8 protein-coding genes are annotated in these 12,627 nt (G+C 71.6%); 3 read left to right on the top strand and 5 right to left on the bottom strand.

Going from position 1 to position 12,627, the window contains the following annotated elements; translation table 11 throughout:
* Window positions 1-185 precede the first annotated feature (185 nt).
* Window positions 186-2,162 (bottom strand): Xaa-Pro dipeptidyl-peptidase, encoded by a 1,977-nt coding sequence (locus AB0A61_RS17040; RefSeq protein WP_361292382.1) that lies wholly within the window; start codon window positions 2,160-2,162, stop codon window positions 186-188.
* A 209-nt stretch (window positions 2,163-2,371) separates the two neighbouring features.
* On the opposite strand from AB0A61_RS17040, the gene AB0A61_RS17035 reads away from it, so the two are divergent.
* Window positions 2,372-3,865 carry a M1 family metallopeptidase gene (locus AB0A61_RS17035; RefSeq protein WP_361292380.1) on the top strand — a complete coding sequence of 498 codons (1,494 nt, stop codon included), beginning with the start codon at window positions 2,372-2,374 and terminating at the stop codon, window positions 3,863-3,865.
* A gap of 134 nt (window positions 3,866-3,999) precedes the next feature.
* On the opposite strand, the gene AB0A61_RS17030 is transcribed toward AB0A61_RS17035, so the two are convergent.
* The gene (locus AB0A61_RS17030) at window positions 4,000-5,466 is read right to left on the bottom strand and encodes an amino acid permease (RefSeq protein ID WP_361292378.1); all 1,467 of its coding nucleotides are present in this window, start codon (window positions 5,464-5,466) and stop codon (window positions 4,000-4,002) included.
* A gap of 240 nt (window positions 5,467-5,706) precedes the next feature.
* On the opposite strand from AB0A61_RS17030, the gene AB0A61_RS17025 reads away from it, so the two are divergent.
* Window positions 5,707-6,450 carry a MerR family transcriptional regulator gene (locus AB0A61_RS17025; RefSeq protein ID WP_361292376.1) on the top strand — a complete coding sequence of 248 codons (744 nt, stop codon included), beginning with the start codon at window positions 5,707-5,709 and terminating at the stop codon, window positions 6,448-6,450.
* Between the two features lie 20 nt (window positions 6,451-6,470).
* On the opposite strand, the gene AB0A61_RS17020 is transcribed toward AB0A61_RS17025, so the two are convergent.
* The 3 genes from AB0A61_RS17020 to AB0A61_RS17010 all read right to left on the bottom strand — a co-directional run bounded on the left by AB0A61_RS17020 (window position 6,471) and on the right by AB0A61_RS17010 (window position 11,234).
* Window positions 6,471-8,666, bottom strand: coding sequence for a 3-hydroxyacyl-CoA dehydrogenase NAD-binding domain-containing protein (locus AB0A61_RS17020; RefSeq protein ID WP_361292374.1), 2,196 nt, complete (start codon window positions 8,664-8,666; stop codon window positions 6,471-6,473).
* Window positions 8,667-8,713: 47 nt separating this feature from the next.
* Window positions 8,714-9,928: an acetyl-CoA C-acetyltransferase gene (locus AB0A61_RS17015; protein ID WP_361292372.1), complete on the bottom strand. Its 1,215-nt coding sequence runs from the start codon at window positions 9,926-9,928 to the stop codon at window positions 8,714-8,716.
* A gap of 85 nt (window positions 9,929-10,013) precedes the next feature.
* Window positions 10,014-11,234, bottom strand: a complete 1,221-nt coding sequence (locus tag AB0A61_RS17010; RefSeq protein ID WP_361292370.1) for a CaiB/BaiF CoA-transferase family protein — start codon at window positions 11,232-11,234, stop codon at window positions 10,014-10,016.
* A gap of 181 nt (window positions 11,235-11,415) precedes the next feature.
* Between AB0A61_RS17010 and AB0A61_RS17005 the strand changes: the two genes are divergently transcribed.
* Window positions 11,416-12,624 (top strand): saccharopine dehydrogenase NADP-binding domain-containing protein, encoded by a 1,209-nt coding sequence (locus tag AB0A61_RS17005; protein WP_361292368.1) that lies wholly within the window; start codon window positions 11,416-11,418, stop codon window positions 12,622-12,624.
* Window positions 12,625-12,627 lie beyond the last annotated feature (3 nt).

Below are 12,627 nucleotides of genomic sequence, written 5' to 3'. Positions count from 1 at the left end.
AGGGTGATGTGAGCACGGCATGACACATTGCCTCGCCTGCACTGCACCTGCGTCGGCGCCGACACCGGCTCCGGGCGGGCGGGCCTGTCTCGCCGGGGCCGGTGGCCCGGGTGCGTGTCAGTGGGTCACTGCCCCGGCAGGCCCACGGCCCGGGCAGGGGTGACTCCCTGCCCGGGCACGCCGGTTCACCGTCCCGGCACGCGGTGGAGGGTGCGCGGGGCCCGGACGCCGCCCGGGGTCGCGGCCCCGGGCGCGGTGGCTGCCGGGGCCGGGCCGGAGGTGGCCCGCGCGAACGCCTCGGCGCCGCCGACCAGCGGGACCGTGGCCGATGTACGGGACAGGTCCAGGCTGAGCGTCGGGGTGCCGGCGGGAGGGTCGATGAGGCCCTTGTCCGTGCCCGCGACGATCAGTGCCAGCCGGTGTCCTCTGGGGACCACGTGGTCGGTCGCCGCCAGGTCCAGGGTGATCGTGTACGCCTTCCCGGGAGTGAGCGGGACACCCTTGCGGTCCGAGGCGTAGTGGCCGAGGTCGGCCCAGCCCCGGCTGAGCACGGTGCGGTCGACGTCGGCCGTCTTCGCCCCGGTCGCCTTGAAGCAGGCGCTGTCGCCCGCGGTGCTCGCGCCCCAGCAGGTGCGGTCGGCGAGGGTGGTGATGCCCTCGGCGGCGTCGGCGTAGTCGCGGATGGTGGCGGGGCCGAGGTCGACGAGGACGGCGGACAGGTGGGCCGCCGACGTGGTGGGCGTGGCGGTGACGGTGACCCGGGAGGAGCCGGACAGCCTCAGGTCGTGCCTGAGGGGCCGGGTGACGAAGCCGGCCTTCTCGGGTGTCGGGGTGTCGATCCGGGCGGCCCAGTCGGTCTCGCTCAGCTGCGGGTTGTCGGTGAAGGTCTCGGTGCCCGCGGCCTTGCGCAGGCCGAGGGTGCCGACGCCGGCCCGCGGGCCCGGGGCCGGGCGCAGGGTGGTCGCCCCGGTGCCTGCCGGCGGCCAGACCCGCGATGTGACCCACTGGTCGGGGTGGCGCTCGATGTCGGCCATGGGCTCACGGTCGATGCCGTTGTCGTAGCCGAGGAGTTCGTGGTCGAACCAGCGGTGCAGGGTGTCGGCCCAGGCGGAGCGGCGGAAGTCGAAGGGGTCGACGTGACCCGTCTGGGAGAGCCAGATCTTGCGCCGCACGCCGTTTTTCGCGAGGGCGTCCCACCACTGGCCGAAGTGCTTGGTGCGGACGTTGAGGTCCTGCATGCCGTGCACGAGGAAGACGCTGGCCTTCACCCTGCCCGCGTTCTTCACGTAGTCGCGCTCGCTCCACAGCGCGGTCCAGTCGCCGGTGCGCGGGGCGCCCTCGGCGAGCTTCTTCTGCACGGCGGCGCACCGGGTGCGCGCGCCGGGGCTGTCGACGTAGTCGGACAGCCACTCGGGACCGGAGTCGTACAGCGGGGCGCCCTTGGCGAAGTAGTAGTCGTACCAGGAGGAGATGGCGCTGATCGGCACGACGGTTCTCAGTCCCTCGACGCCGGTGGCGGCCACGCCGTTGGCGATGGTGCCGTCCCAGCTCTTGCCGATCATGCCGGTCTTCCCGTTGGTCCAGGTGGCCCTGACCGGGGTGGAGCCGGTGCGGGTGGTGTAGGCCCTGGCGCGGCCGTTGAGCCAGTCGACGACCGCCTTGGCGGACTGGACGTCGGAGCGGCCACCGACGTCGGCGCAGCCGTCGGAGCGGTTGGTGCCGGCCAGGTCGACGCCGACGAAGGCGTATCCGCGCGGCACGAAGTAGTTGTCGTAGAACAGCGGCATCTGCACGACGTGGCCGTTCGCGTCGTACGTCTTCAGCTGGTTCTCGTTGCCGCGCCCGCAGCAGGAGTAGTACGGGCTGGCGTCCATGATCACGGGTACTTTCCGGCCCTGTTGGGCCGGTTCGCGGGGCCGGACGATGTCGGCGGCGACGCGGTCGGTCTTCCCGTCGCCGTCGCCGTCGAGGCCGGTGTCCACCCAGACGGCCTCGCGTACGGCGCCCGCGTACGAGTAGACGGGCCGGCTTTCGTGCGGGGCGCCGGGGGTCTGCGGGGCGCCGTGGGCCACCGGGGCGGCGGCGAGGAGAGCGGCCGCCAGGACGGCGGTGACCGTCGCGGCCAGCGACCTGAGGGTCGTGAAGCGCATGCGTGTCGGCATGCGCGGGACGGTACCGGGGTCAACTCCCGTGCAGAAGAGGGAAACTGATCCCCACTGGGCCGAACGTGGCCGAGAAGGGTCCATGGGAGTGATTCGACCATGACGGCCGAATGGCGATCGTGTGACAGGGGTGACCATGGACATGCCCAGGGGTAGAGCGACTCAATAGGCTCCGAACGAACCTCGTGCCCCTAGGACTTGGAGTTCTCGTGCACCGCAGAATCACGGCGCCGGGCGTACTCGCGGCGGCTTCCCTGTTGCTGGCGATCCCGGCATCGGCCGCAAGCTACTCCCCCGGCGCGCCGGGCCTCGGCGACCCCTACTACCCGGACTACGGCAACGGCGGCTACGACGTCTCCCACTACGACCTCAGGCTGACCTACCAGCCCGCGACGGACGAGCTGCAGGGTACGGCGACGGTCCAGGCGCGCACCACGCAGGATCTGTCGAGCTTCGACCTGGACTTCCTGCTCGACGTCGCCGAGGTACGGGTCAACGGCGCCAGGGCCGCCTTCGCCACCTCCGGCCAGCACGAGCTGGTGATCACCCCGAAGACCCCGCTGGCCAAGGGCACGCCGATCACGGTGGTGGTGCGCTACAGCGGGGTGCCGTCCACGAAGAGCGCCTACGGCTTCACCGCCTGGCACCGCACCCGGGACGGGGCGGTGGCGGCGGACGAACCCGAGTCGGCCTGGTGGTGGTTCCCCAGCAACGACCACCCCGGTGACAAGGCCACCTACGACGTGTCGGTGGCCGTGCCGGACGGCACCCAGGCCCTGTCCAACGGCACGCTCCAGTCCACCGGTTCGAAGCTCGGCTGGACGCGCTACAACTGGCGGGAGAACAAGCCGCAGGCGACGTACCTCGCCACGCTCGCGCTCGGGAAGTTCGACATCACCACCGGCACCTCGGAGGGCGGTGTCCCGGTGGTCAACGCCTACAGCAGGGACCTCGGCGACAACGACGGGGCGGCTCGCGCGAGCGTGGAGCGCACCGGGGAGATCGTCGACTGGCTGAGCGGCTACCTCGGGCCGTACCCGTTCAGCTCGGCGGGCGGCTACGTGCCCAACACGACCACCGGGTACGCGCTGGAGACGCAGACCCGGGTGTACTACAGCCCGAAGCAGTTCGCCAACGGCTCCAACACCTCGGTGGTCGTGCACGAGCTGGCCCACCAGTGGTACGGCGACGACGTGTCGCTGAAGGGCTGGAAGGACATCTGGATCAACGAGGGCTTCGCGCGCTACGCGCAGTGGCTGTGGTCCGAGCACGAGGGCGAGGGCACCGCGCAGGAGCTGGCGGACTACGTGTACGCCTCGCATCCGGCCGACGACGCCTTCTGGACGGTGAAGCCGGGCGACCCCGGACCTGACAACCAGTTCGACATCGCGGTCTACGACCGGGGCGCGCTGGCGATCCAGGCGCTGCGCAACGCGATCGGCGACGACGCGTTCTTCGCCGTCCTCAAGGGCTGGCCGAAGGAGCACGCCTACGGCAACGCCTCGGTCGCCGACTTCCAGAAGTACGCCGAGCAGGTGTCCGGCAAGCCGCTGGCCGCGCTGTTCGACACCTGGCTGTTCCAGCCGTCGAAGCCGGGCGCTCCCGCGGCGCGCACGGTGTCCCCGGCGAGGGCGTCGGCGGCACCCGTGCAGCCGAAGTCCTGGAAGAAGATCGAGGCGACGAACGAGGTCCACGGCAAGTGAACGACGGCCGGGCGGCGCGGGGGTCCCACCCCTCGGCCCGCCCGGCCCCGCGCTCACTTGGTGAGCCCGGACGGCTCCTCCTACTTGGTGAGCCCGGACAGCTCGTCCTACTTGGTGAGCTCGGACAGCTCGTCCTACTTGGTGAGCTCGGACAGCTCCTGGTCGGCGGCCTGCGCGACCCGGCGGCGGACGCCGAACCAGCCGGCGACCAGCACCACCGCGATCAGCGGGATGAGCAGCAGGGTCTTGCGGCCGACCTCGGGGTCGTTCCACATCAGGCCGAGGCAGACCAGCAGGAAGGCGATCGTGGCGATCTCCGTGACCGGGCTGCCCGGCAGCCGGAAGTGCGGCCGGGTGACCTGGCCCGCCCTGGCGCGCCGGACGAAGATCAGGTGGCAGACCATGATGATCACCCAGGTGCTGACGATGCCGAGGGAGGCGACGTTCAGCACGATCTCGAAGGCCTGGCTGGGCACCAGGTAGTTCAGGCCGACGCCCAGCACGCAGACCGCACAGGTCAGCAGGATGCCGCCGTACGGGACCTGGGTGCGGCTCATGACCCGGGTGAACCTCGGCGCGGAGCCCGCCATGGCCATGGAGCGCAGGATGCGGCCGGTGGAGTACAGACCCGAGTTCAGCGACGACATCGCGGCGGTGAGGACCACCAGGTTCATCACGTCGCCGGCCCCGTGGACGCCGATCTTCGACAGGACCGTCACGAAGGGGCTCTCGTCGGCCGAGTAGACCGAGCCGGGCAGCAGCAGGGCCAGCAGGACGACCGAGCCGACGTAGAACAGGCCCACGCGCCACATGATCGAATTCACCGCGCGCGGAACGACCTTCTCCGGTTCCGCGGTCTCGCCCGCGGCGACGCCGACCAGCTCCAGGGCCGCGTAGGCGAAGATCACGCCCTGCATGACGAGGACGGCCGGCATCATGCCGTGCGGGAAGATGCCGCCGTTGTCGGTGATCACGTGCAGGCCGGGGGTCGCGCCGCCCACCTCGTGGTGGGTGGCCAGCAGGAAGATGCCGACCAGCATGAAGCCGACCAGGGTGGCGACCTTGATGATCGCGAACCAGAACTCCATCTCGCCGAAGATCTTCACCGAGATCAGGTTCACGGCGAGAACCACGGCCAGGGCGATCAGCGCGAGCACCCACTGCGGGATGCTCGTGAACATGCTCCAGTAGTGCGTGTAGAGCGCGATCGCGGTGATGTCGGCGATGCCGGTGGTCGACCAGTTGAGGAAGTACATCCAGCCGGCGACGTAGGCGCCCTTCTCACCCAGGAACTCGCGCGCGTACGACACGAACGACCCGGACGAGGGCCGGTAGAGGACCAGCTCGCCCAGGGCGCGGACGACGAAGAACGCGAAGACGCCGCAGACGAGGTAGGCCAGGGCGAGCGCCGGGCCCGCGTTGTGCAGGCGGCCGCCGGCCCCCAGGAAGAGTCCGGTGCCGATCGCACCGCCGATGGCGATCATGTTGACGTGGCGGTGCTTGAGGCCCTTGCTGTAGCCGGCGTCGCCCGCGTCGGCGGGCGCTCCGGTCGCCTTCGGGTGGGTGGCGACCTGTGCCGTTCGCACGGAGTCCTTGCTCAAGGGTGGTTCCACTCTCTGGTGCCCCGGGCGGGGTGCGCCCGGTTGTCCGTACAAGATCCGGCCCGCACCACCCATGACGCGGCACAGACCAAGGCAACACTTTCCCAGGTGGATCGCCCGCGGCGCGATGGTCTATGTCACATAGCGGCCCTTCTCACATGGCTTTCAAAGGTCAACCAACCGTCCTGCACACCAAGACACAGGTTTCACACCATTGGTGGGACAGCGATACTGCTGCACATGACGACCGACGCCGCTCAGCCGGCCCTCACGATCGACGAGCTGGCCGCGCGGGCCGGCGTCACGGTGCGCACGGTCCGCTTCTACAGTTCCCGGGGCCTGCTGCCGCCGCCGGCCATCGGACCGCGCCGGGTGGGGCACTACGGCCGGGACCACCTGGCCCGGCTGGCGCTGATCGAGGAGATGCAGCACCAGGGCATGACGCTCGCCGCGATCGAGCGGCACCTGCGGCAGCTGCCGCAGAACCTCACGCCGCACGACCTCGCCGTGCAGCGGGCGGTGGTCGCCTCCTGGGCCCCGCAGACCGAGGAGAGGGTGTCACGGCGGGAGCTGCAGCGGCGGGCGGGCCGGCCGCTCGCCGACGAGGACGTGGAACGGCTCGTGGCCATGGACGTGGTCGCCCGCGACGGGGACGCCTTCCGCGTCGACCCCGGCCTGCTCGGGCTCGGCGTGGAACTCCTGGACGTACCGCTGTCGCAGGAGACGGTGCTGGCGGCCCGCACCGCGCTCGTCGAGCACGCGCGTGCGGCCGCCCACGAGCTGTCGCGCCTGCTGCGCGAGGCGGTGGCCGAGCGCGACGCGCGGGATGTGAGGTCCCTGTCCGCCCATATGCACCCCCTGGTGGTGCAGGCACTGCTGACCACCTTCCAGCGGTCGCTGAAGGAGGAGTTGCGGGAGTGGCTCAGCGGCACGGAGCAGGAGCGCCCCCCGGAAGACGGTTCCCGGGGTGCGCCCTCTGCCTGAGCGAGGTGTGGGCGGGCTCGTCAGCGCGCGTCCGTGAAGGTCTCCCCCTTCTCCGCCTTCTCCACCAGCAGGGCGGGCGGGGTGAACCGCTCGCCGTAGCGGTCGGCGAGTTCGCGTGCCCGTGCCACGAAGCCGGGCAGGCCCGCCCCTCCCTGGGAGCCGCCGTCGTAGCCGTTGATGTACTGCAGCACACCGCCGGTCCAGCCCGGGAATCCGATGCCGAAGAGCGAGCCGATGTTGGCGTCGGCGACGGAGGTCAGCACGCCCTCTTCCAGGAGCCTCACGGTGTCGAGCGCCTCGGCGAAGAGCATGCGCTCCTGCATGTCCCGGAACGGGATCTCGTAGCCGGGCTTGGCGAAGTGCTCGCGCAGCCCCGGCCACAGCCCGGCCCGGCTGCCGTCCTCGCCGTACTCGTAGAAGCCCGCGCCGCCGCTGCGGCCGGTGCGGCCGAACTCGTCGACCATGCGGTCGATGACGGCCTCGGCGGGGTGCGGCGTCCACGTGCCGCCCGCCTCCTCCACGGCCCGCCTGGACTCGTTGCGGATCTTGCGCGGCAGGGTGAGCGTCAGCTCGTCCATCAGGGAGAGCACCTTGGCGGGGTAGCCCGCCTGGGCGGCCGCCTGCTCCACGGAGGCGGGCTCGATGCCCTCGCCGACCATGGCGACGCCCTCGTTGATGAAGTGGCCGATGACGCGTGAGGTGAAGAAGCCGCGCGAGTCGTTGACGACGATCGGCGTCTTGTTGATCTGCCGGACCAGGTCGAAGGCGCGGGCCAGGGCCTCGTCGCCGGTGCGCGCGCCCTTGATGATCTCGACCAGGGGCATCTTGTCGACGGGTGAGAAGAAGTGCAGCCCGATGAAGTCGGCCTGCCGCTCGACGCCGTCCGCCAGGAGGGTGATGGGCAGGGTGGAGGTGTTGGAGCACAGCAGCGCGTCCGGCGCGAGAACCGCCTCGATCTCCTGGAACACCTTGTGCTTCAGGGCCGGGTCCTCGAAGACGGCCTCGATCACGGCGTCGCAGCCCGCGAGGTCCTGGACGTCGGCGGTGGGCGTGATGCGCGCGAGCAGGGCGTCGGCCTTCTCCTGGGTGGTACGGCCCTTGGAGACGGCCTTGGCGCACAGCTTCTGCGAGTAGCCCTTGCCCCGGACGGCGGCCTCCAGGGACACGTCCTTGAGGACCACGTCGATGCCGGCGCGGGCGCACGAGTAGGCGATCCCCGCGCCCATCATCCCGGCACCGAGGACCGCGACCCTGCGCACCTGGCGGGGCTCGATGCCCTGCGGCCGGTTGGCGCCGGAGTTGACGGCCTGGAGGTCGAAGAAGAAGGCCTGGATCATGTTCTTCGAGGTCTGGCCTGCGGCCAGTTCCACGAAGTAGCGGGCCTCGATGACCTGGGCGGTCTCGAAGTCGACCTGGGAGCCCTCGACGGCGGCCGCGAGGATGTTGCGCGGGGCCGGGTAGGGGGCGCCGCCCGTCTGCTTGCGCAGGGTGGCCGGGAAGGCGGGCAGGTTGGCGGCGAACTTGGGGTTGGCCGGGGTGCCGCCGGGGATCCGGTAGCCGGGGCGGTCCCAGGGCTGCTGCGACTCGGGGTTGGCGTCGATGAAGGCGCGGGCCTTGGCGAGCAGTTCCTCCGGGGTGTCGGCGACCTCGTGGATCAGGCCGTTGTCCAGGGCGCGGCGCGGGCTGTACTGGGTGCCCTGGAGAAGCACCTTGAGCAGCGCGTCGGCGATGCCGAGCAGCCGCACCGTGCGCACCACGCCACCGCCGCCGGGCAGCAGACCGAGGGTGACCTCGGGGCAGCCGATCTTCGAGCCGGGCGCGTCGAGGGCGACGCGGTGGTGGCAGGCGAGGGCGATCTCGTAGCCGCCGCCCAGGGCCGCGCCGTTGATGGCGGCGACGACCGGCTTGCCCAGGGTCTCGATACGGCGCAGGTTCCGCTTGATGGCGAGGCCGCCGTCGAACAGTTCCTGGGCCGTCCCGGGGGTGACCCGGATGAGGTCGCGCAGGTCGCCGCCGGCGAAGAAGGTCTTCTTGGCCGAGGTGACGATGACGCCGCGGATGGAGTCCTGCTCGGCCTCCAGACGGTCGGCGACCGCGGCGAGCGAGTCACGGAACGCCTGGTTCATGGTGTTGGCGGACTGCTCCGGGTCGTCGAGGACGAGGGTGACGACACCGGTGTCGTCCTGCTCCCAGCGGATGGTGGTGCTCTCGGTCATGAGGGGGTCTCCGTTGAAGTCTGTGGCTGTGGCCGGTTCCGCCGGGGTCAGACGCGCTCGACGATCGTCGCGACGCCCATGCCGCCGCCCACGCACAGGGTGGCAAGTCCGTACCGCTTGTCCTGACGTTCCAGTTCGTCGACGAGGGTGCCCAGGATCATGGCGCCGGTGGCGCCGAGCGGGTGGCCGAGGGCGATCGCACCGCCGTTGACGTTGACCTTGTCCAGGGACAGGCCCATGTCGTTCACGAACCGCAGGACGACGGCGGCGAACGCCTCGTTGATCTCGACGAGATCGATGTCGTCGATGCTCAGACCGGCCTTGGCCAGCGCCTTGCGGGTGGCGGGCGCGGGCCCGGTCAGCATGATGGTGGGTTCCGAGCCGGACACGGCGGCGGAGACGATCCGGGCCCGCGGCCGCAGCCCGTACCGCTCGCCGACCTCCTGGGAGCCGATGGCGACGAGAGAGGCACCGTCCACGATGCCGGAGGAGTTGCCCGCGTGGTGGACGTGGTCGATCTTCTCCACCCAGTGGTACTTCTGCAGGGCGACCGCGTCGAAGCCGCCCAGTTCGCCGATGTCGGCGAAGGACGGCTTGAGCTTCGCCAGGGAGTCGGCGGTGGTGCCGGGGCGCAGGTGCTCGTCGTGGTCGAGGACCACGAGGCCGTTGCGGTCCTTCACGGGGACGACGGAGCGGTCGAAGCGGCCCTCCTTCCAGGCGGTGGCCGCCCGCTCCTGCGACAGGGCGGCGTACTCGTCGACGTCCCGGCGGGAGAAACCCCCGAGGGTGGCGATGAGGTCCGCGCCGATGCCCTGCGGTACGAAGTTGACCGCGAGGTTGGTCATCGGGTCGTTGAACCAGGCGCCGCCGTCGGAAGCCATCGGGACGCGGGACATCGACTCGACGCCGCCGGCCAGGACGAGGTCCTCCCAGCCCGAACGGACCTTCGCGGCGGCCAGGTTGACGGCCTCCAGGCCCGAGGCACAGAAGCGGTTCTCCTGGACGCCCGCCACCGTGTCGGGCAGGCCCGCGGCGATCGCGGCGATCCGGGCGATGTCCGAGCCCTGGTCGCCGACCGGACCCACCACGCCGAGCACGACGTCGTCGACGGCGGCCGGGTCGAGGCCGGGGAAGCGGTCGCGGATCTCGTGGATGAGGCCGACGACCAGGTCGATGGGCTTCGTGCCGTGCAGGGCGCCGTTCGCCTTGCCACGCCCGCGCGGGGTGCGGATCGCGTCGTACACGTACGCTTCGGTGCTCACTGACAAGCCTTTCAATGAGGGTTTGCGGGGCGATGAGAGCCCCCTTCAGCATGGTGACCCGGGCGTCGGGGGCACGGCGACGCGCTCAAGGACGTGGTCCCGGCACGCCGTCCTGTTCGTACCGTTCATCCTGTTCGTGTTGCTCATGTTGTTCGTGCTGTTGGTGCTGTTCGTCTTCGCCGAGGAGCCGGGGTACGTCCCAGTCCCGCGCCACGTCCCGTGTGCCGGAGCCCGGCCGGGCGGGGCCGGTGCGGACCTCGGTCGGAGTGGCGGAGAAGCGGGGTGCGGGCGCGGGCTGGGTGATACCCGCGTGGTCGGTGAAGGTGCCGCGGGCGGCCAGGTGCGGGTGGTGCGGGGCCTCGCGCAGCGACAGCACGGGCGCCACGCAGGCGTCGGTGTCCTCGAACAGGGCCGTCCACTCGTCCCGGGTACGGGACTTGAAGCGGGCGGCGACGGCCTCGCGGAGCTCACCCCAGCGGGTGACGTCCTTGCGGGCGTCCGCGTGGTCCGTCAGGCCGAGAACGGCGAGGAACTCGTCGTAGAACTGCTGCTCCAGGGCTCCGACCGCCATGTGCTTCCCGTCGGCCGTCTCGTAGGTGCCGTAGTACGGGCAGCCGCCGTCGAGCAGGTTGGCCCCGCGCCGGTCCTGCCAGCCGCCCGCGGCGAGCATGCCGTGGATCATCGTGGCCAGGTGGGACGCGCCGTCGACGATGGCGGCGTCCACCACCTGGCCGGCTCCGGTCGCGCGCGCGTGGTGGAGGGCGGCGAGGACACCGACGACGAGGTAGAGCGAGCCGCCCGCGTAGTCGCCGACCAGATTGGCCGGGACGGCCGGGGGCTCCTCGGGCCTGCCGATGAGGCCGAGGGTGCCGGTGGGGGCGATGTAGGCGATGTCGTGCCCGGCGCGCTCGGCGAGGGGACCATGCTGGCCCCAGCCGGTCATCCGGCCGTAGACCAGTCGCGGGTTGCGCGCCCGGCAGGCTTCGGGGCCGACACCGAGGCGCTCGGCGACGCCGGGGCGGTAGCCCTCGATCAGGATGTCGGCGCGCTCGGCGAGGTCGAGGACGGCGGCCGGGCCGTCGGCGGACTTCAGGTCGACGACCACCGAGCGCTTGTTGCGGTTGGTGAGGTCGTACGCCGGGTCGATCGCGAGTGCCGAGCCGCCGGGGCGGTCCACGCGGACGACGTCGGCGCCGAGGTCGGCCAGGAGCATGGCGGCGAACGGGCCGGGGCCGATACCGGCCAGCTCGACCACGCGCACGCCGGTGAGCGGGCCGTCGCGTCCTGACGTCCGTGCCGCTGTCATCCAGCCCCCTCGTCGTGACACAACCGGTGTGACACCGATGATGCTAAGAACGTGTTTCACCGGGCACAAGACCTGGACGAGCAAGCGCTTAGCCAAGTCGTGCCCCGTGGTGTCGGGCTCCGCCCCCCTCACGCTAGCCTCGGCCACCGACGGCGGCGCGTGCTGTGGACCGAGGGGTGTCATGAGCAGGTTGGCAAGGACGGACCGTCCCTATGACGTCGTGCTCTTCGGGGCCACCGGCTTCGTCGGGACGCTCACCGCGGAGTACCTCGCCGCGCATGCCCCCGAGGGACTGCGCTGGGCGATCGCCGGCCGCAGCGAGCGAAGGCTCGAGGAGCTCCGGGACCGGCTGCCCGCCGGCTCCGCCATCGGGGTGCTGCGGGCGGACGCGGCCGACCCGGCGTCCCTGCGCGACCTGGCGCGGCAGGCGCGCGTGGTGGCCACCACCGTGGGCCCCTATGCGAGCCACGGCGAGGAGCTCGTCGCGGCCTGCGCGGACAGCGGCGCGGACTACCTGGACCTCTGTGGTGAGCCCGAGTTCGTGGACCTGGTCTACGTCCGGCACGACACGCGCGCGCGGGAGAGCGGGGCGCGGCTGGTGCACGCCTGCGGCTTCGACTCGGTACCCCACGATCTGGGCGTGTACTTCACGGTCGGGCAGCTGCCCGAGGGCGTTCCACTGACCGTGGACGGATTCGTCCGGGCGGACGCGGCCTTCTCGGGCGGGACGTTCGCCTCGGCACTGGGGCAGTTCGGGCGTCCCGGCCGGGTCCGGGCCGCCGCGCGGGACCGCGCGCGGCACGAGCCGCGGCTGATGGGACGGCGGGTGTCCGCGCCGACGGGTGCGCCGCGGTTCGCCGACGAGGTCGGTGCCTGGGCGCTGCCGCTGCCGACCCTCGACCCGCAGATCGTCCGGCGGTCGGCGAGGGCGCTGGAGCGTTACGGCCCCGACTTCCGCTACCGCCACTACGCGGCCGTGCGGCACCTGCCCGTGGCGGTGGGCGGGGCCGCGGCCGTCGGCGCACTCGCGGCCGCGGCCCAACTTCCGCCCGCGCGGCGCTGGTTGTCCGGTCGGCTCAAACCCGGTGAGGGACCGAGCGCCGAGCGGCGCGCCAGGAGCTGGTTCTCGGTGCGCTTCGTGGGCGAGGGCGGCGGACGCCAGGTGTTCACGGAGGTGGCGGGCGGCGACCCGGGCTACGACGAGACGGCGAAGATGTTCGCCGAGTCGGCGCTGTCGCTCGCCCTCGACGACCTGCCGGAGACGGCCGGACAGGTCACCACGGCCGTGGCCATGGCAGACGCGCTGATCGGCCGGCTGCGCGCGGCGGGGCTCACCTTCCGGGTCGCGGCGAGCCGTCGGAGCGAGTCCCGGCTCACCACCCGCATTTGAGAC

The sequence above is a fragment of the Streptomyces sp. NPDC046197 genome (assembly GCF_040646295.1).
Lineage (GTDB): Bacteria > Actinomycetota > Actinomycetes > Streptomycetales > Streptomycetaceae > Streptomyces.
Note: the sequence above shows the minus strand (reverse complement) of the source record. Positions and strands in the feature narration are given on the sequence as shown.